Raw genomic sequence first — 19,287 nt, forward strand, 5'->3', positions numbered from 1 at the left:
GCCCTTCGGCTTCCAATGCGCCAAGCCCGATGTCACCGCAGTGACCATGCCTGTGCCGAGGGCGACTAGATAGCCCGCACTCTGTGCAGGTCAGCAACCTTCTGGACAGGGAAGTCGCAATAGGACAGACAGCCGGTCGCGGCCCCTTGATGTGGCCAGTGGAAGGGGATGGCTGTGCGAGGTCGAAAGCGGTCAGATGCCGGATGATGTTACAATCGGCGACGTCGCCGGTCATCCTTCGACGGAATCCGTGATGCCAGCTTCAACGTCGGGTTCGGAGATTCGCGAGGCTGTGCTGCGCCGAGAGATCGCGCAACTCACCCGAGAGCGAAACAAATTTGTTGGTGAAGTCGAAGAATTGACACGCCAGGTGGCGCTTTCCGGCGCGTCGCCGCAACGCCAGCCGCTCGCACATCCTGTCTCTGCTGCCGATCCCTTTGCTGCGGCACTGGAGCTTCATGCATTGCGCGAGAGCGGCGCCGCGAAGGATGCTTTGATCAGGGCTCTTTATAGTTCAACCTCCTGGCGCGTCACCGCGCCGCTCCGGGCGCTGTCCGCAATGCTTGGTCGCGGCACAGCGCTGAACCCAGAAGAAATGCTGGAACGCACGAACCTGAAGTTCGGCACTTCGCTGCCGCCCGGACGGGGCGTGGCCAAGCCCGAGCCAGCGCTGCGTATCGCGGCGCGCACCCGGAGTTCCACAGAGCCCGAGAAACAAGGCGGCGTTCTGGTCGTCGCGGACTACCTGCCCCTGTTCGACCAGCAAAGCGGCGGCCTCCGCTTGAAGACCATCATCGGCCTGATCATCGGCCTGGGCTGGGACGTGACATTCTGCTCCTTCCTCACAGCGGAGGCGTCGCCTGGCCCGCTCGCGACGCCTGAGGGAATCGCGCGCTACGAGACCGCGCTGCGCGACATTGGTGTCTCCCGCTTCATCTACGGCACCGAAGCGGCACGCGTTTTCCTGAATGAATCCGGCACACGCATCCGCCACGCGCTGGTGAGCTTCCCGATCGTCGCGACCGAATTCATCCCGATCATCCGCCTGCATTGCCCCTGGGCGAGAGTTATCTTCGACACCGTCGACTTCCACTATCTCCGCATGAATCGCGAGGCGGAGCTGCGGCAGGACGACGGCATGAGGCAGGACGCGCGCGTGATGCTGGAACAGGAACTCGCTTGCGTCCGCAGCGCTGACCTCACATTCGCCGTCACGGCGGCGGAGCGCACGGCGCTGCTCGATTTCGCGCCCGACTCCGTGGTCGAGGTATTGCCGAACGTCTTCACGGTGTCCGGGACCCCGCCCGGTCCCGAGGGCCGCCAGGGCCTGCTCTTTGTCGGCGGCTTCTGGCATCAGCCGAATGGTGACGCGGTGCTCTGGTTCGCCACGGAAATCTGGCCTTTGTTGCATGCCGCCGCACCCGATCTGGTCTTTCGTATCGTCGGCGCCAATCCGACGAGCGAGATCCTGGCGCTGGCGAGGCAACCCAATATCGAAGTGCTTGGCTATGTGCCCGAACTCTCGCCTTACCTCGACAATTCGCGGGTCTTCGTGGCACCGCTCCGCTTCGGCGCGGGGATGAAGGGCAAAGTTGGGCAGAGCCTGGCGCATGGACTGCCTGTTGTGGCCACGCCGGTCGGCGCCGAAGGCATGCAGCTGGAGGACGGCGTTCATCTCCTCGTCGCCGAAACGCCGGAGGCTTTTGCCGAGCAGGTGCTGCGGCTGCTGCAAGACGACGATCTCTGGACCGCGCTGCAACGGGAAGGCAGGACGCTCGTCCAGCAAACCCTCTCGGAGGATGTGATCCGCGAACGGCTCAATGGCGTGCTGCGTGGCTAATATTCTCGTCGCTGGAATCTACCTCGCCGGCCGGCCCAATACCGCCTCGCATCTGGTGTACGAGTTCGCCACCAGTCGCGCGCATCGGGTGACACAGAGATGGGTCGCCCTTGCGCTCGAAGGTCAGGATGATTGCGATCTGCCCTTTACCGTTTCCATTTGCACGCGGCGTACGCCGAAGTTCCTGCTCGTCAACGAACTCATCGCCGATGCCGCGGCTTTCGACTGGATCCTGTTGGTCGATGACGATGTCGAGCTGCCGCCGTATTTTGTCGATAACTTCATTGCTTTCGCCGATCGGTTCGACTTTGCCCTGTGCCAGCCGGCACGCACCACGGATAGCTATATCGACCATATGATCGTGATGCAGAGTTCCGGCTTGCTCGCTCGCCGCACGCGCTTCGTGGAGATCGGGCCAGTCACCGCGATCCGTCGGGATGCAGCCCGGCTGATCCTGCCGGTCGCCGAGGAAAGCGGCATGGGTTGGGGCCTCGATTTCGTCTGGCCGATGATCATGGAGAAAGCCGGTCTGCGCATGGGCATCGTGGATGCGACGCCGATCGCCCATCGCATGCGCCGCCAGGTCACCGGCTACAATTACGACGAAGCCGCCCGCGGAATGTCCGAGGTCCTCGCGACCAATCCCTTCATGCCGAGAGACCGCGCCTTCACGGTGCTCGAAACCTATGTCTGAGGTGGTGTTGCCGGAAGCGCCTGAGATTTCGGCGCTGCTCACCACCTACAATCGTGCGCATCTTCTGCCGCGCGTGCTGGCGGCTCTCGCCGCGCAACGCCTCGGGCATGATCGCTTCGAGGTCATCGTCATCGACGACGGATCGACGGACGAGACCCAGGCGGTACTTAGTTCCTGGGCCAATCGACTGCCGATGCGCATCGCGCGCCAGTCGCAAAGCGGACTCGCCGCGGCGAAGAACCTGGGCATCTTCCTCAGCCGCGCGCCGATCCTGGTCTTCCTCGATGATGATGATGTCGCCGATCCCAATCTGCTCGTTGGTCATCTGGCCGCGCATCTTCGTCATCCGGATTTCAATGTCGCCGTGCTCGGTCACACGGATCTCGAAGCCGAGGTAGCGCGGCTGCCAGTCATGCGGCATGTGACCGGCAACGGCGGCCAGCTCTTTTCTCATGGCTGGATGAAGCCGGGCCAGATGCTCAGTTTCCGCGAATTCTGGGGCGGCCGGAGTTCGTGTAAACGCTCGCTGCTCATCGACCATGGTGTCTTTAACCCGATCTTTCGCTTCGGCTGCGAGGACATTGAACTGGCCTGGCGCCTCAACAAGGTCGGCCTGCGCGTGGTCTATGAGCCCTCCGCGCGAGCGACGATGATCCGAGGACTTACCTTCGACGATTTCTGCCGCCGCGCGATGCGGCAGGGCCGCTCGCAGTGGGCCTTCGCGACATTGCACGGTACGCGGGAAGTGCGGGAGTATTGTGAGATCGACCGCGCGCTGGTCACCTGGCCGCAGGTGAAGACGGATTTCGCGGCCATCCTGCGCTGGGCGGCGAGCCTCGACCGCATGATGCTTCAACGTGGAACCTCGGCACCCCCGCTTTCCGGGGCGACGCAGGCGGAACTCGACGAAGCCTATTCCACAGCCTTCTTCCTCTGCCGCGCCAAGGGCATTGCGGATGCAGTGTTTCAGCCTCCCATCTTTCGCAGGCCGGAAGAGTTGCCCGTCAGCCGCATGGGTTTCCTGGATTGGGGCGTCCGCGCGTGACGTCTCTCGCCGAGTTCCGCGTCGCCGTTCTCATTCCCTGCTACAATGAGGCCATCACCATCGGTGGCGTCGTCGCCGATTTCCAGTCCGCGCTGCCCGGCGCCCGGATCTATGTCTACGACAATAACTCCTCGGACGACACGGTGGAACACGCGCGGGCGGCCGGCGCCACTGTGCGGATCGAGCGTCGCCAGGGTAAAGGCTATGTCGTCTGCCGCATGTTCGCCGATGTCGAAGCCGACGCCTACGTCCTTGTCGACGGCGACGGCACCTATGACGCGGCCGATGCCTCCACCATGATCGCCTTGTTGCTGGACCAGCAGCTCGACATGGTCACCGGCACGCGCATCGAGACCGCGAAGGAAAGCTACCGGCGCGGCCATCGCTTCGGCAACCGGCTGCTGACGGGTCTGGTGCGCGCGATCTTCGGCAGCGGCGTCGCCGATATGCTCTCTGGCTACCGCGTCTTCAGCCGCCGCTTCATCAAATCATTTCCCGCACTCTCGACGGGCTTCGAGATCGAGACTCAATTCACCGTCCACGCCCTCGAACTCGACATGCCGGTGGGCGAGGTGCCGACGAGCTATAGTGAACGCCCGCTCGGCTCAGCCTCCAAGCTCCACACGTACCGGGACGGCTGGCGCATCCTGCGCACCATCATCGCCCTCGTGAAGGACGAGCGGCCGCTGCGGTTCTTCATGATCTGCGCCGCCGCTCTCGTGCTCTTCGCTTTGGCGCTAGGGCTGCCCGTGGTGTCCGAATTCATTCGCACGGATCGTGTTCCGCGCCTGCCGACTGCGGTTCTCGCCGCCTCACTGATGGGCGTCGCCAGCCTTTCCGCCGTCTGCGGCCTTGTGCTGGACTCAGTGCAGCACGGCCGCAAGGAAGCGAAACGGCTGGCTTATCTCGCGATCTCAGCCGCTAGTCTTCGATCAGACTAACCGCGGGGTCGTACAAGGCTCAAAACCGCGAGGCCGATCAGCAGGTAGCTGATGACGATGGCGGCAAGGACATAACGCGCGATCAAATAGTTGCTGTAGAGGGGTGCCGCTGCGAGATCGGCGAGCAACCCCGCACTCAGGACGACGACGCAGGGGCGTCGCCGCTCGCGGACAAGGAGCAACAGCGCCGCGCATATCCCGAGGCCGAGTTGCACGGGGTAGGCGAAGGATACGAAATCGTAGAATCGAATGAGAAGAGAACGAACCTTGGTAATGTCCGGGGTGATCTTTGGAACGGAATAGCTGTTTAACATGCTGACAAAATCATCCGGCAGTGGCCGCGAGAGCCCCATTTCGCCATAGACCATCCGGTGCCATTCGGCGGGTTGCAAATACAGTTCGGAACTCCGCGCATAGACAATGGCCAGCGACAGCGGATCGCGAAGGAAGGCGCTCTCAACGAGCGCGCTCGCCGCGTGATCGACCTTAGCGGTGTAGTCCTCGTGAACATTCAGCTTGTCGCGGAGAAACTGCTGCAAGTCGTCCGGTGACTGGCCCCAGACCTGTGTGACCCGCTTGTCATAGTCGCCAAGCTTGAGGCTTTGAAATTCGGCGGGCGTCACTTCTAGGCCGGCATGCCGGAAATCGGCGATCTGCAAAGCAGGCGCGAAGACGCCGGCAAGGAAGACTCCCGACAATTTGGTCGCAAAGACCTCGCCGTGGAACCGCTGCGCGAATACCAGACTATTGGCCGCGAGGAGAAGGCCGACCGCGACGAAGGGTATGGAGGCGGCGAGCGCCAGCTCAATCCACTGCCGGGCCGAAAGCCGCAGGCACCACATAGCGGCGATCAAGACCACCGTAAGTTCCATGATCAGGGCATAGGCGACCCGCAGGAATACAGCCGCGACACCCGCCGCAAGCGCCAGCATCAACCCGATCATCTCAGTCCGTATTGCTGAGCCCCGCGTCACGATCGAATGAAGGCCGAGGAGGAAGATCATGAAGCAGGCGAAAGAGGCAAAATCCGTCATGAAGAAGCGGGTGTAGATTTCCACGACGGGATCCAGGCAGACGACTGCGGCGGTGATGGCATAGAGCGTCTGCCAGGACCTGAAATCACGGAAGAACAGGCGCGTTGCCCAGATGATGCCGCCGAGCAGGATCGTCTGGATAAGGATAAAGGCACTGTAGCCGTGGCTGTGGCGCAACAGATAGTTGACGGCGAAGCCGAAGCTCCAGGAACGGTCTGGCGGAATCCAGCCATTGTGTCCTGTCGTCAGATAGGACACGGAGTCGCCCTGGAAGAACCGCGGCACAAAATCGACTAGCAGAAACGCCACAATGATCAGGGCATAGAAGAACGTCTTTGGGCGGCCCAGATTGTCGCCGTTCAATGGATCCGGCCACTCCGGATGTAAATCGTCAGCCATTAAAACACATCTCCAAGCCAGGCCAGCCCCCACACTGGCTATGCCAATAGACTTGGTGCTGCTCTTGCGCCAGTTCCTCCTGTCCATTGCTCAAACCAATATGGCAAAGCCGAGAGTCTCAGCCTATCCACAGGATGGAGACGAGGGAGTATCGGTGTGGAATCCTGGTCGAAAACGCTTTGGCCCAGTCGTCATGGTTTGACGATCGTGTTTGTCCTCGCATTGGCCGTGCAGGTTCAAGCGGCCATGACTCTGCGTGGCCTTTATGCGGACGGGGCTTTCTTCGGCACTCAGATCCTGGCGTCTCGCGGCATCGATGTTTTCCAGCCGGCGCGCTGGGTCGGCAGCGTTATCCTGCAACTGCCCGTGGTGACCGCGATGGGCCTGGGGGTGCGCGGCACGCATAGGCTGATGCTGGCCTTCAGCCTCTCCACCAATCTGCTGCCTGGTCTCGGCTTTCTGCAGTGCCTGGCGATCCTGCCGAAGCTAGACCGACGTTTTTTCGTCTTCCCCGCCTTTGTCTACTTTGCCGGAACGCTCAGCGCCGGCTTTGCGAGCGTGACGGAGGGGCTGGTTGCGACCGCCTATCTCTGGGTGCTCCTGTGCCTGCTCGTCTTTGGGCGGAGCACGCTATGGCGGTCCCTCGCGATCCTGTCGCTCTCGATCGGCACGCTTCGCTTGCATGAGGAGGTGCTGTTTCTCGGCCCTATCCTCGCGGCGGCGAGCTACTTTCGTCTGAAGACCGAATCGCGCCGCTTCGATCGTGCCATCCTCGTCGTCGCGACGGTGGCGTTGCTGGGTGGTGCCGCGATCGGGGCGGCCGGAGTCGTTTTTCCCCGCTATGCGGGTGGACCCGGTGATTTTGCCTCGAACTTCTTGCACTTCCATTGGCTCTACGTGCCGGGAGCCGGCGTGAACCTGCCGGCTCTGCTCGGCATCCTGGCGGCGCTCGCCATGCTGCCAGCCATTGCGGTCCCCGCAATGGCTGGCGCCGCCTTCGGCGTCTTCACGGTGGTCGCCGCGGTGCTCTCCGTCGCGGCCTTCCGGTTCGACTGGCTGACTGTCCCCGCGGCGCAGTTCTTCGCGCGGGACAACGCCGCCTTCATTTCCTTGGTTCTCATGATCCTCCTGCTCGTCGCGCGGCGTCATCCGATGCTTGCCGATCGGCTATTCACGGCGCCGCTGGGCGGCATCGTGATGGCATTGGGTCTCGCCGTCAGCCTTTGGCACGTCTCCGCGACTGTAAAGTGGGACACCTTCCGCGAGGCTTTCGCTCAAAGATTGGCGGCCGAGACGGGAGTCATCCCCTGGTCGCGGATGCTGATGCCACCGGGGTCGCGAGACGCGAAACTCTCCGCGATGATGGTCTGGCCCTGGACCAACCCGGATCTCAGCCTTCTCGTCCTGCCGCGCCACTGCGTGAGATCGATTATTGCCAACCCGCGGCCATCGAGCTGGCAGCCCTACAACCCCGCCGATCCGCGAACCATGCCCGCGATCCCGGGCATTAAATACGTCTACCTCCTGCCGCCGGATCACCAATCCGCGGCATGCGCCGACGCTCGATCAGCGCCCTAGGCTCCGGACCCATAAAGTTGTTGGAGCGACGCGGGCGCTGTGATCCACCCTTTCCTGCTGAGGGGAGAGGATGATGGCGCAAGGGTTTTGGTTGAGCGATGCTCAGTGGGAGCGGTTGTCGCCGCTGCTGCCGAACAAGCCGCGTGGTGCGGCCCGGGTCGATGATCGACGAGTGATCAGCGGCATCGTGGTGGCGCTTCAATCGGGCGGGCGGTGGATCGACGTACCGGCCGAGTATGGCCCGCGCAAGACGCTCTACAATCGCTTCGTGCGGTGGTCGGCCAAAGGCATCTGGCGGCAGCTATTCGAGACCTTGGCCGCCGCTGGTGGCCCACCTGCCGAGGTACTGCTCGACAGCACCCACGTGAAAGCGCACCGCTGTGCTGCTGGAGGAAAAGGGGCTTCAGCGCCCACGCACTGGGCATCAGCCGAGACGGACGCACGACCAAGATCCACGCGCTAAGCGATGGCCAGGGGTGGCCGCTGGCGTTCCTGCTGACGGGCGGACAGGCAGCGGACTGCCGCGCGGCCGAAAGCCTGCTGCGGGGCCTTGCCCCATCCACTCTGGTCATGGCCGACCGGGCCTATGACACCAACGCCGTTCGTCAGCAGATCGAGAACCAGGGTGCGGTTCCGAACATTCCATCCAAGCGCACCCGCCGATGGAAGAGTTGCTTTAGCCCCGTGCTCTACCGCGGCCGCAACGCCATCGAGCGCATGTACTGTCGCTTGAAGGACTATCGCCGGATCGCGACCCGCTACGACAAACTCGCAGCCAATTTCATCAGCGCTATCTACCTCGCCGCAACCGTCAGCTTTTGGTTATGAGTCCGGACCCTAGCTGGCACACCCACCCGCCGCCGCGCGCGACTGGAAGGGTGATGGCCAAGTGCCCGGACGATAGGGATCCATCGGCTCCCAGCCGCCGGTAAAGGGGCTCGCGATGAGGGTGTGAATCTTGGGCTGCGGCGCCAGCACCAGGCTCATCAGCCCGCTGGTCCAGGGCCAGGAGAAGCGAGCGATGGCCTCGGCCTGCTTGGGCGGGAGCCGCCTCACCAACTGGGCAAGCGGCACCACGCCGCGCTCCGTCCGCAGCGCGGTCTCGAAGCCGCTGATATAACCGCGCCAATCGCGTGTGGCACGAAAGTCGATCACGGCGAGAGCGAGAGCGAGCATCGCGCCTAAAAGGAGCGGGAAGGCGAGGCTCGTCGGCCACCGCCCGGGGTGATTCGCCAATACCAGGCAAAGCCCCATCGCCGGCAGGCTGAGCAAGGCACCGTTGTTGCGGGCGGCAAAGGCGGCGGCGGGCGCCGCCGGCAATTCGCCTGCCGCGACGGCCACGGACGCACCCGTCGCCGCGATCGCAAAAGCCAGCACTCCAAACCACCGCGACGGCCGCCAGGACGCCAGCGCGACAGCGGCGAGACCCAAAAGGCCCAACAAGGCCGGAACATTGAGACCCTGCTCGGTCGCGAAAAACCATCGCAGCGACAGCACATCGCTCACGAAGCTTGCTCGGTTGCCCGGCGTATGGGGAAGCAGGATGTAGCCCAGTTCGACCGCACTCGACAGCGCCAGCAAAGCCGCCACGACCAGCAGTCCTCGCTCATAGGGCGTGCCGACAAGCTTGCGGCGGCGCAGGCAGGTCGCTGTCAGGATCGGTCCGAGATAGGCCATCGCCTCATGCAGCCGAAGCGCGCCCAGGCTCAACACAAGGATCGCCGCCGCGTGACCGGGGGTGAGCGGCGCAAAACGCAGGAGGAAGAACAGCACCCAGGCGTAGGCGGCTGCCGTCGCGCCGTCCGCGACGCTCGCGAAGGCCGAACCCATCGAGCCGCCGAGGAAGACGAAGACCGGGAATAGGAAGAACCGCCGCTCAGTTTTGGGCAGCAGCCAGAAACACGTCGCGGTCAGGAGCAGTGGCACCAGATTGGTCGAGAGGCTGAACAGCAAAGCCACGCCGCGCGGGCTATCCAGCCCGAAAGCCATCCCTGCCGCGACCGGCGCCTGCATGATGAATTGTGCTGTCCAGCGGGACGGTTCGACGATCGCCATGGCGCCATGGGCATAGATGCGCGCCGCATAGAAGACGCCATCGGCATAGAGGCCACGCAGCGCTATCCCGGCATCGATCTGCGCCGCAAAGAGCAGGCCGAGGCCCGCCGCGAGACACACCCAGCCGAAGGCTTCGAGCGAAATTTGTCGATAGCTTAGAAGCAGGATTCGATCCATCACGATAAACTATCGTAACGGATCGAGATCGCAATATGAAGTCAGGCTACAACCGCGTGAGAAAACTCCTGGACGGCTCGCCCGCGCGCGCCGTCCACCGTAACGAAAGTTAGTTCTTGGTCTTGTCGACCAGCGCGCCCTTTTTGATCCAGGGCATCATCTCGCGCAGCTTGGCGCCCACTTCCTCGATCGGATGCTCGGCGAGGCGGCGGCGGGTCGCCTTGAAGCTCGACTGGTTGACGCGGTTTTCCAGCATCCAGTCACGCGCGAAACGGCCGGACTGGATATCGTCCAGCACCCGCTTCATCTCGGCCTTGGTCTCGGCATTGATGATGCGCGGACCCGTAACGTATTCGCCGTATTCGGCGGTGTTGCTGATCGAGTAGTTCATGTTGGCGATGCCGCCCTCATAGATGAGGTCGACGATCAGCTTCACCTCGTGCAGGCACTCGAAATAGGCCATCTCGGGGGCGTAGCCGGCTTCCACCAGCGTCTCGAAACCCGCCTTGATGAGCTCGACCAACCCGCCGCAGAGCACGACCTGCTCGCCGAACAGATCGGTTTCGCATTCTTCCTTGAAGGTCGTCTCGATGATGCCGGCGCGGCCGCCGCCGATGCCGCTGGCGTAGGAGAGCGCGATTTCCAGCGCATTGCCGGACGGATTCTGTGCCACCGCCACCAGGCTCGGCACGCCGCCGCCCTTCTGATACTCGCTGCGCACCGTGTGGCCGGGGCCTTTCGGCGCGATCATGAAGACATCGATATCGGGGCGCGGATCGAGCAGGTTGAAATGGACGTTCAGCCCATGCGCGAAGGCGAGCGCCGCGCCTTCCTTCATGTTCGGTGCCAGCTTATCGCGATAGAGATCGCCCTGGCCCTCGTCGGGCGTCAGCACCATGACGACATCGGCCCATTTGGCGGCCTCGGCCGGGTCCATGACCTTGAAGCCTGCTGCCTCGGCCTTGGCGACGCCAGCCGAGCCTGGGCGCAGTCCGATGACGATGTCCTTCTGGCCGCTGTCCTTGAGGTTCAGCGCATGGGCATGGCCCTGGCTGCCAAAGCCGATGATCGCGACCTTCTTGCCCTTGATCAGGTTCACGTCGGCGTCGCGATCGTAATAGACACGCATGATGCGTTCTCCTTGTGGCGTCTAGAAAGTTTAAGGCGAGGTCAGGCTAGGCTAGGCGGTGGGGCGTGTACATCCGTCATGGCACGCGAAGGCGTGCCATCCACGCCTTCTTCGTCGGGCAAGCAAGGCGTGGATGCTCGGCCTGCGCCGAGCATGACGATGGTGGTGGAGTTGACCACGTAAAGGCGCACTACTCGATCGTCCGCGTGCCGCGAGCGATCGCGGCGATGCCGCTGCGGGATAGCTCGACGAGGCCGAGCGGGCGCATGAGGTCGAGGAATGCGTCGATCTTCTCCGTCGCGCCGGTCAGCTCGAAGACGAAACTCTCGATCGAGGTATCGACGATTTTGGCGCGGAACGCCTCGGCGATCCGCAGCGCCTCCATGCGCGGCTCACCTCGGCTGACGACCTTGATCAGCGCCAGTTCCCGCGCGACATGCGGACCCTCGACGGTAAGGTCGGCGACCTTATGCACAGGAACAATCCGGCTGAGCTGCGCCTTGATCTGCTCGATGACCTGCTCGGTGCCACGCGTCACCACAGTGATGCGGCTGCGGCCCTTGTCGTCGATCGGTGCGACCGTGAGGCTGTCGATATTGTAGCCGCGCCCCGAGAACAGCCCGATCACGCGCGCCAGCACGCCGGCCTCGTTCTCAACCAGCACGGCGATGGTGGCGGAGCGCAAGGCCCCGGTCTCGCCGAGCATCAGACCAGCACCATGCCCGCATTGGTAACTTCGGCATTGTCGCGGTTCTTGTCGGGCCCCAGCAGCATCTCGTTATGGGCGGCGCCCGAGGGGATCATCGGATAGACGTTCTCGCCCTGATCCACCGCGATATCCGCGATCACCGCCTTGTCGCAGGCGATCATTTCCAGGATTACCCGGTCGAGATCGTCGATCGTATTCGCGCGCATCCCCACGCCGTGGAAAGCGTCCGCGAGCTTCACGAAATCCGGCAGCGCCTCGCTGTAGCTTTCGGAATAGCGGCCGCCATGCAGCAGCTCCTGCCACTGCCGCACCATGCCCATGTACTGGTTGTTCAGGATGAATACCTTCACCGGCAGGCGATACTGCGCGACTGTCGCCATCTCCTGGATATTCATGAGGATGGAGGCTTCGCCCGCGATATCGATCACCAGTGCGTCGGGATGAGCCACTTGCACGCCCATCGCGGCCGGCAGCCCATAGCCCATGGTGCCGAGGCCGCCGCTGGTCATCCAGTGATTCGGCTTCTCGAAGCCGAAATGCTGGGCGGCCCACATCTGGTGCTGGCCGACCTCGGTCGTGATGAAGGTCTCGCGGCCGCTCTGCTGCGTCAGCTCATAGAGGCGCCGGACCGCATGCTGCGGCTTGATGATCGCGCCCGTGGCCCGCGACTGCTCGAATTTCAGGCTTTCGCGAGCGCGCCAGCCATCGATCTGCCGCCACCACGTCGCCAGCGCCTCCCGATCGGGGCCGCCGTCACTGCGGATCGCGGCCAGCAGCGCCTCCAGCACCAGCCGCGCATCGCCCACGATCGGCACGTCCACCACCACATTCTTGTTGATGTTGGAGGCGTCGATATCGGCGTGGATCTTCTTGGAATTCGGGCTGAAGGCATTCAGCCGCCCCGTTACCCGGTCATCGAAACGGGCGCCGATATTGATGAGCACGTCGCAGCCATGCATGGCCATATTGGCCTCGTAGGTGCCGTGCATCCCCAGCATTCCGAGGAAATGCGGATCGCTCGCCGGCAGGGCGCCGAGGCCCATCAGCGTATTGGTGCAGGGGATGCCAGTCTCCGCCACCAGCTGGGTGAGCAGGCGGGACGCCTCCGGCCCGGCATTGATGATGCCGCCGCCGGTATAGAGCATCGGCCGATGCGCCGACCGGATCAGTGCAGCGGCGCGGGCGATCTGCTCGCCATCCGGCGCGGTGCGCGGACGGTAGCTGCGGTGGCCGTTCGCAGATGCCGAAACGTAAGGCGCCGGGTTGATCAGAATATCCTTCGGCAGATCGACCACCACCGGGCCCGGCCGCCCGCTGGAGGCCACATAGAAAGCCTCATGCACCACGCGGGCGAGGTCTTCCGGCTTTTTGACCAGGTAGTTGTGCTTCGTCGCCGGCCGGGTGATGCCGACGGTATCGGCTTCCTGGAACGCATCATTGCCGATCAGATGCGTCGGCACCTGGCCCGTCAGGCACACGACGGGGATGGAATCCATCAGCGCATCCACCAGCCCCGTCACCGCATTGGTGGCGCCGGGACCGCTCGTCACCAGCACGCAGCCGGTGCGGCCGGTGCTGCGGGCATAGCCTTCGGCCGCATGCACCGCCGCCTGCTCATGGCGCACCAGCACATGGCGAATGGCGTTCTGCTTGAAGATCGCGTCATAGATCGGCAGCACCGCGCCGCCCGGATAGCCGAAAATAACCTCGACGCCCTGTTCCTTCAGCGCGCGCAGGAGGACCTCGGCACCCGGTGCCAGGTCTGCGTTCGGGAAAGGGCCGGTCGAGCCGGCGTGCGGGGTGGCGGTCATAACGGCGTCCTTGCCTAGGCGGGAATAGGGTGGGCGCCGGTAATGACGGGCTGGGAAAGCCGCGTCAACGCCTTTCGACAATAAAACGCGTCAGATCAGCCATTCGCCTTTCCGAAAGTTGCGTGACATCGCCAATTCGCGAACTAATCATTACCGTATCCTGGATTTCGGCGAGAGGATGATGCCGGAACCAGGTCGATTGCCGCTTGACGTAACGATTGGAGTTGGTGACTGCACGCTGCACCGCCTCGGCGATCGGCAGCTCGCCCCTCAGATGCGCCGCAAGCTCCGGCACGCCAAGGGCGCGCATGGCCGGCAAGGCCGGATCGAGCGCTTGGCCCATTAAAGCCTCGACCTCCGCGAGCGCTCCGGCCTCCACCATCTTGCCGAACCGCAGGGCGATTGCCGCTTGGAGCTCCTCACGCGGCGGGTCGAGTTGGATAGCGGCGAACCGCCAGTCGGGTGAGGCGAGGGCAGGGCTCGCTTGCCACGCGGCGAGGCCACGCCCGGTCGCCAGTAGCACCTCATAGGCCCGCGCGATCCGCTGGCCGTCGTTTGGAATGAGCCGCGCCGCCGTCTGCGGATCCTTGATGGTGAGACGGGCGTGCAGCGCGGCAGGGCCAATCTCCGCGAGCATCGCCCGCGCCTGCGACCGGATCGCAGGGTCGATCGCAGGGATATCCGCCAAGCCCTGAAGGAGAGCCGAGAAATACAGCCCCGACCCACCGCAAATAATGGGCAACCGCCCCGCGCCTCGCGCTTCCGCCTTCGCCCACAGCGCCGCCCCGCGCCACCAGGCCACGTCACCCGGCAGCGCCGCCGGTCGAACACCATACAACGCATGCGGCACCCGCGCTTCGTCTTCCGGCGACGGCCGCGCCGTCAGCACACGAAGCTCTCGGTAAATCTGCATGGAATCCGCGTTGATCACAGTTCCGCCCAGCCGCTCGGCCAGCACCAGAGCGAGAGCCGACTTTCCGCTGGCCGTCGGACCGGCGATGAGCAGGGCGAGCGGCGTCTCAGCCACGCCACGGCGTTCCGGCTCTTGCGTCAACAGGGCCGCGCCGCCAGTCTCCGCGCCCCATGCGCTATATCCTCACCCTCGTCGCCGACCGCCGCGCCACCACGCTCTCCCCTGCCATGATCGACCGGGTTCGGGAAGCGGTGGTAGGCGCCGAGCCCGTCATTCTCAGCCGTGGCGAGGCCGCCGATATTCCCTGTGCCGAGTTGCCGGATCCCATCGCCATCCAGCGCGCGCTGGAGAACGCCCCGGTCGATGCCATCACGACCAAGGCGCGGGGCCGCCGCAAGGGCCTGCTGATCGCCGACATGGACAGCACCATCGTCACCAGCGAGACCCTCGACGAGGTCGCGGCTTTCGCCGGGCTCAAGGACCAGATCGCCGCCATCACCCGCCGCAGCATGAATGGCGAGATCGATTTCGCGGATGCGTTGCGCGAGCGTGTCGGCATGCTGCGTGGCCTGGGCCTCGACGCGCTCGACCGTACCTGGGCGGCGACGAAACTGACTCCGGGCGCGCGCGAACTCGTGGCGACAATGCGGGCGCATAACGCTGTCACCGCCCTGGTCTCTGGCGGCTTTACGTTTTTTACCGAAAAAGTCGCGGCGCTGGTTGGCTTCGACGTCAACCGCGCGAATATTTTGGAGGATGACGGCACGTCGCTGACCGGCCAAGTGCGCGAACCGATTCTCGATCGCGACGCCAAGCGGGCGACGCTTGAAGAATTGGCGGCCGCCCGCAATCTCAAGCTTGCGGCGACTTTGGCGGTGGGGGATGGCGCCAATGACCTTACAATGTTGGCGACGGCGGGTTTGGGCGTCGCCTTCCATGCCAAGCCGATCGTCGCGCGCGAGGCCCGCGCCCGTGTCGATCACGCCGATCTGCGTGCGCTCTTGTTCGCCCAGGGCTACCCTGCCTCAGCCTTCGTGACGCCCTAACCGAGGATCATCGCGATGACAGAGACCCCTATCCGCGACTGGATGCTGCCGAAACTCGCAGCACTAATCGTTGACGCCGAGGCGCAGGGCTTCGACCGGGACGCGATTATCGCCGTCATCACCGACATCATCGAAGGCCCGGAATACAACACCGCGATAATCCTGCCGGACGGTGGTTGAGAGCGCGGGTCAGACGAAACGATCATGGCATTGGAAACCGTCCGAGCCCTGGTCTTCGACGTTTTCGGCACCGTAGTGGATTGGCGCGGCGGCGTCGCCCGTGAGGCAGCACCGTTCCTGGAGCGGCATGGCGCCGCAAATACCGATCCGCTGAGTTTCGCGGATGCCTGGCGACGCCACTACGCGCCGGCGATGGAGGAAGTGCGCAGTGGCCGCCGACCCTTCGTCCGGCTTGACGTGCTGCACCGGGAAAACCTCGTTGCCATCTTGCCGGAATACGGCATCGACCCCGCGCGTGTTCCATCCTCGGAACTCGACACGCTGAATCTCGCCTGGCACCGGCTCGATCCTTGGCCGGATGTAATCGCGGGGCTTCAGCGACTGAAGCCGCGTTTTATCCTGGCGCCACTCTCCAACGGCAACATCATCCTGATGCTCGACATGGCCAAACGCGCTGGCCTGCCTTGGGACGCGATCCTGGGTGCCGAGATTGTCCAAACCTACAAACCCGCGCCAAGAGCCTATCTCGGCACGGCCGAGGTTCTGGCCATGCGGCCCGACGAGCTTTGTCTCGTGGCCGCCCACAACTCAGATCTCGCGGCGGCACGAAGCTGCGGCTTGCGCACGATCTTCGTGCCTCGTCTGCAAGAACACGGCCCGGCGCAAACCATTGATCTCCGCGCAGAGCAGGATTGGGATCTGCTGGCGGAGGATTTCGTTGACCTTGCGACGAAGCTCGGAGCCTAGGACAAGATGTTCTTTAAACTGAACCGCGCGTATTCCACCCCGTCATGCTCGGCGCAGGCCGGGCATCCACGCCTTCGCTTGCTCGACAAAGGCAAGGCGTGGATGGCACGGGGTGCCCCGCACGCCTTCGCGTGCCATGACGAATCTCTGGATGGCACTTCAGTCTTAGATCATCACGCGTAGAATGCGCGGTGACGGTTTATGTCGCACTTCTCCGCGCTGTGAACGTCGGCGGCACGGGCACGCTGACGATGAAGGATTTGCGCGCGCTCTGCACGGGACTTGGCTTCGAAAACGTTCGGACTTACATCCAGAGTGGCAATGTCGTCTTCGAGAGCAAGCTATCCGCGGCCGCGCTGCAAAAGAAGCTGGAGACGGCCTTGTCGGAGAAAACGGGCCCGCAGGCCGGTGTGCTGATCAGGACCGCAGCCGAATTGAGTGCGGCTCTCGAGGCCAATCCCTTTCCCCGCGCAATGCCCGCGCGGGTCGCGGTGGTGTTTCTGGACAAGCCCGCACCGAGCAATCTGCTCAGCGGTCTTGTCATCCCGGGACGAGAAGAGGTGAAGGTGGTCGGCCGTGAAATCTTCGTCCACTATCCGGACGGGATAGGGCGATCGAAACTCAAGCTACCGCCTCTCGCGACACAAGGCACCGCCCGCAATCTCAATACGGTCGGCAAGCTGGTTGTGTTGGCGGAGACATAATGGCGACTCGTGGCTGATAGGCTCGCGCTACGCACTACAGACGGTCGATACCTATAGATCAGATGGTAATACTGCGGGGACGGGGACGCCGCGGTGGTGTCCGTGCAGACTGAACGTATGACGAGTACACTTGTCTTACCCTGCGACCAATACAATGACCCGCAGCGGCAGCGCCGACAACGCATGCGGCAGGAACGATAAGAGGGACTGCATACCACAATGCATAGTCGAGGAGATGCGGGTCGTACTGAGTGTCTGCCGCCCAATAGCTGTTTGCGGGCGAGTGGGAGATCACGTTAGACATCGAGCTGCACCTAGCCGTCACGGTTGTTGGAGCGCGCCACTGATATCCGTCTATAGCAGCCGGAGGCAAGCCATGATGCGCCTACAACAAGGTGACAATCCGCCGCAGTCGTTGACTGCGGGTGAGGTGCTTCACAACAGTCGATAGCATTAGTGAATCGCCGCATAATCTGGAGTAGTGCAGCGCTTACGACGCCGAAGGTGAGGTCGTTCTCATCAGGCGGTACTTATCGCGTCCCACACAGAGGCGCTGGAGGCTGGTTTGAGTCCGTGCGAGTAACATCATCCACCCGCCTCCGGAAAAACCGCGACCGCGTAATCTACGCCCGTCAGCGTCAGCCCATCCGGCGGCGCCGTCGGACCCGCCGCGGCGCGGCTCAAAGCCGCAAGCGCCACCAGCACGCGCTCCGGCGGCCAGGTTCCGTCGCCGACCAGCTTTAGCGTGCCGACCATGTTGCGCACCTGGTGGTGCAGAAAACTCCGCGCCTCCACCTCGATCACCACGCGGTCGCCCTGCCTAGTCACCACCAAGCGGTCGATCGTCCGGATCGGCGACTTAGCCTGACAGGCGCTCGCGCGAAACGACGTGAAATCGTGCCGTCCAAGCAAATGCACCGCACCCGCCGCCATCGCCTCGGCGTCCAGCGGATTGGGCAAGTGCCAGACTTGACCCATCGCGATCGCCGGCCGGGCGGGGCGGTTGAGGATCACGTAGCGATACCGTCGCGACACCGCCGCGAAGCGCGGGTGCCAGCCCTCGGGTGCGAAGGCCGCCGCCACGACCGCCACCCGATGCGGCAGCATGTGGAAATTCAGTGCCGCCTGAACCCGCGCCGGCGGCAGCGCCCCCGGTAGCGAGATCATCCCCACCTGTGCAGTCGCATGCACCCCGGCATCGGTGCGGCCTGCGATCGCACACGCCACCGGAACTCCCCTCGCCAGATGCGAAGCGGCCTGTTCAACCACCTGCTGGATCGAAAGCCCGTTGATCTGTCGCTGCCATCCCACAAAGCCGCTGCCGTCATATTCGAGGCGGAGCGCATAGGCCGACGTCATTCCGGCCCCAGCCGCGTGCCTGCTAGAATCGCGAACCCGCGCAGAAACGCGTCCGCCGCCGCCGGTGCCCGCCCCGCGCGCTGCAAGCGCAGAATCCGCAACGCGCTTTCCCCGCAAGAGACCGTCAGCCGATCGTCCAGCACGATCCCCGGCGGTCCCGGCGGCGAAGTCACGACTTCGGCGTCCAGCAGCTTGAGGGTCTCGGCACCGAAGGTCGTGAAGGCGCCCGGCCAGGGATCGAAGGCGCGGATCTGCCGCTCGATCTGTGCCGCTGGCTGCTCCCAGTCGATGCGACCATCCGACCGGCTGAGTCGAGGGGCATAGGTCGCGCCCTCGGCTGGCTGGGCTACCGCGGGTGGATTGCTCTCCAGCACCTCGCAAACCAATCGGGCGCCGAGGCTGGAGAGCGCGTTGTGCACCTCACCCAGCCGGACCTGTGGCCCAAGAGGGAGGCGACCCACCGCCAGCATCGGTCCGGTGTCGAGGCCCGCATCCATCCGCATGATGGTAACGCCGGTCTCCGTATCGCCGGCCAGGATGGCGGCGTGGATCGGCGCCGCACCGCGCCAGCGCGGCAGAAGGCTCGCATGGATATTGATGCAGCCGCGTCCCGGCACCGCCAGCCAGTCGGGCGGAAGGATGAGGCCATAAGCCGCCACCACGGCTGCCTCCGGGCGCAGCGCCTGGAAGGCCGCGAGCGCCTCCGCATTGCCGCGCAGCCTCGTCGGATGCCGCACCGGAATGCCTAAACGCTCGGCGGCGACCTGCACGGCACAGGGCTGCGGTTGATGGCCACGTCCGGCCGGGCGTGGCGGCTGGCAGTACGCCGCGATAATCTCATGCCCCGCCGCCTGTAGCGCCGTCAGCGCCGGCACCGCGAATTCCGGGCTGCCCATGAAGACGATGTGCATGTCGGCCGCCTCTAA

18 protein-coding genes are annotated in these 19,287 nt (G+C 64.0%); 10 read left to right on the plus strand and 8 right to left on the minus strand.

Annotated features, from left to right (window positions below):
- Positions 1 to 253: 253 nt before the first annotated feature.
- From GSQ83_RS22095 to GSQ83_RS22110, 4 genes are read left to right on the plus strand one after another with little or no spacing between them, the layout of a single operon-like run.
- Positions 254 to 1,840: a glycosyltransferase gene (locus tag GSQ83_RS22095; RefSeq protein ID WP_158805048.1), complete on the plus strand. Its 1,587-nt coding sequence runs from the start codon at positions 254 to 256 to the stop codon at positions 1,838 to 1,840.
- The gene (locus GSQ83_RS22100; RefSeq protein ID WP_254065839.1) at positions 1,833 to 2,534 is read left to right on the plus strand and encodes a hypothetical protein; all 702 of its coding nucleotides are present in this window, start codon (positions 1,833 to 1,835) and stop codon (positions 2,532 to 2,534) included. Before GSQ83_RS22095 ends, GSQ83_RS22100 begins: the two co-directional genes overlap by 8 nt.
- Entirely contained in the window at positions 2,527 to 3,579 is a 1,053-nt protein-coding gene (locus tag GSQ83_RS22105; protein WP_158805050.1) for a glycosyltransferase family 2 protein, read from the plus strand. The genes GSQ83_RS22100 and GSQ83_RS22105 overlap by 8 nt, the downstream gene beginning before the upstream one ends.
- Positions 3,576 to 4,520 (plus strand): glycosyltransferase, encoded by a 945-nt coding sequence (locus tag GSQ83_RS22110; protein ID WP_158805051.1) that lies wholly within the window; start codon positions 3,576 to 3,578, stop codon positions 4,518 to 4,520. Before GSQ83_RS22105 ends, GSQ83_RS22110 begins: the two co-directional genes overlap by 4 nt.
- Here GSQ83_RS22110 and GSQ83_RS22115 read toward each other — a convergent pair.
- Positions 4,517 to 5,953, minus strand: coding sequence for a hypothetical protein (locus GSQ83_RS22115; protein WP_158805052.1), 1,437 nt, complete (start codon positions 5,951 to 5,953; stop codon positions 4,517 to 4,519). The two genes, GSQ83_RS22110 and GSQ83_RS22115, sit on opposite strands and share 4 nt — an antisense overlap.
- A 207-nt stretch (positions 5,954 to 6,160) precedes the next feature.
- Between GSQ83_RS22115 and GSQ83_RS22120 the strand changes: the two genes are divergently transcribed.
- Both GSQ83_RS22120 and GSQ83_RS22125 read left to right on the plus strand, forming a co-directional pair.
- A complete protein-coding gene (locus GSQ83_RS22120; protein WP_158805053.1) occupies positions 6,161 to 7,531 on the plus strand; it encodes a hypothetical protein in 1,371 nt (456 codons plus the stop codon).
- Between the two features lie 73 nt (positions 7,532 to 7,604).
- Positions 7,605 to 8,359 (plus strand): IS5 family transposase gene (locus GSQ83_RS22125; RefSeq protein ID WP_254065840.1). Its coding sequence is split into 2 segments (ribosomal slippage): positions 7,605 to 7,935 and positions 7,935 to 8,359, totalling 756 coding nucleotides; the frame shifts between segments, so codons are not numbered across the junction.
- 9 nt (positions 8,360 to 8,368) lie between these two features.
- On the opposite strand, the gene GSQ83_RS22130 is transcribed toward GSQ83_RS22125, so the two are convergent.
- From GSQ83_RS22130 to miaA, 5 genes are all read right to left on the minus strand, one after another.
- Entirely contained in the window at positions 8,369 to 9,766 is a 1,398-nt protein-coding gene (locus GSQ83_RS22130) for a hypothetical protein (protein WP_158805054.1), read from the minus strand.
- A 106-nt stretch (positions 9,767 to 9,872) separates the two neighbouring features.
- Positions 9,873 to 10,892, minus strand: a complete 1,020-nt coding sequence (gene ilvC / locus GSQ83_RS22135) for a ketol-acid reductoisomerase (RefSeq protein ID WP_158805055.1) — start codon at positions 10,890 to 10,892, stop codon at positions 9,873 to 9,875.
- Positions 10,893 to 11,082: 190 nt separating this feature from the next.
- The gene (gene ilvN / locus GSQ83_RS22140; RefSeq protein ID WP_158805056.1) at positions 11,083 to 11,598 is read right to left on the minus strand and encodes an acetolactate synthase small subunit; all 516 of its coding nucleotides are present in this window, start codon (positions 11,596 to 11,598) and stop codon (positions 11,083 to 11,085) included.
- Positions 11,598 to 13,412 carry an acetolactate synthase 3 large subunit gene (locus tag GSQ83_RS22145; RefSeq protein WP_158805057.1) on the minus strand — a complete coding sequence of 605 codons (1,815 nt, stop codon included), beginning with the start codon at positions 13,410 to 13,412 and terminating at the stop codon, positions 11,598 to 11,600. The genes ilvN and GSQ83_RS22145 overlap by 1 nt, the downstream gene beginning before the upstream one ends.
- 64 nt (positions 13,413 to 13,476) lie before the next feature.
- Positions 13,477 to 14,466: a tRNA (adenosine(37)-N6)-dimethylallyltransferase MiaA gene (gene miaA / locus GSQ83_RS22150; protein ID WP_371418053.1), complete on the minus strand. Its 990-nt coding sequence runs from the start codon at positions 14,464 to 14,466 to the stop codon at positions 13,477 to 13,479.
- Between the two features lie 29 nt (positions 14,467 to 14,495).
- On the opposite strand from miaA, the gene serB reads away from it, so the two are divergent.
- From serB to GSQ83_RS22170, 4 genes are all read left to right on the plus strand, one after another.
- Positions 14,496 to 15,371 carry a phosphoserine phosphatase SerB gene (gene serB, locus GSQ83_RS22155; RefSeq protein WP_158805059.1) on the plus strand — a complete coding sequence of 292 codons (876 nt, stop codon included), beginning with the start codon at positions 14,496 to 14,498 and terminating at the stop codon, positions 15,369 to 15,371.
- Positions 15,372 to 15,386: 15 nt separating this feature from the next.
- A complete protein-coding gene (locus tag GSQ83_RS22160; RefSeq protein WP_158805060.1) occupies positions 15,387 to 15,551 on the plus strand; it encodes a hypothetical protein in 165 nt (54 codons plus the stop codon).
- Between the two features lie 24 nt (positions 15,552 to 15,575).
- Positions 15,576 to 16,298, plus strand: a complete 723-nt coding sequence (locus GSQ83_RS22165; protein WP_158805061.1) for a haloacid dehalogenase type II — start codon at positions 15,576 to 15,578, stop codon at positions 16,296 to 16,298.
- A gap of 191 nt (positions 16,299 to 16,489) precedes the next feature.
- On the plus strand, positions 16,490 to 17,002 hold the full coding sequence (locus GSQ83_RS22170) for a DUF1697 domain-containing protein (protein ID WP_158805062.1): 513 nt from the start codon (positions 16,490 to 16,492) through the stop codon (positions 17,000 to 17,002).
- Between the two features lie 585 nt (positions 17,003 to 17,587).
- Here the strand turns inward: GSQ83_RS22170 and truA are convergent.
- Complete coding sequence (gene truA / locus GSQ83_RS22175; protein WP_158805063.1) at positions 17,588 to 18,361, minus strand: tRNA pseudouridine(38-40) synthase TruA; 774 nt, start codon at positions 18,359 to 18,361, stop codon at positions 17,588 to 17,590.
- The gene (fmt, locus tag GSQ83_RS22180; protein ID WP_158805064.1) at positions 18,358 to 19,272 is read right to left on the minus strand and encodes a methionyl-tRNA formyltransferase; all 915 of its coding nucleotides are present in this window, start codon (positions 19,270 to 19,272) and stop codon (positions 18,358 to 18,360) included. The genes truA and fmt overlap by 4 nt, the downstream gene beginning before the upstream one ends.
- Positions 19,273 to 19,287 lie beyond the last annotated feature (15 nt).

This window comes from Acidisoma sp. L85 (genome assembly GCF_009765865.1).
Lineage (GTDB): Bacteria > Pseudomonadota > Alphaproteobacteria > Acetobacterales > Acetobacteraceae > Acidisoma.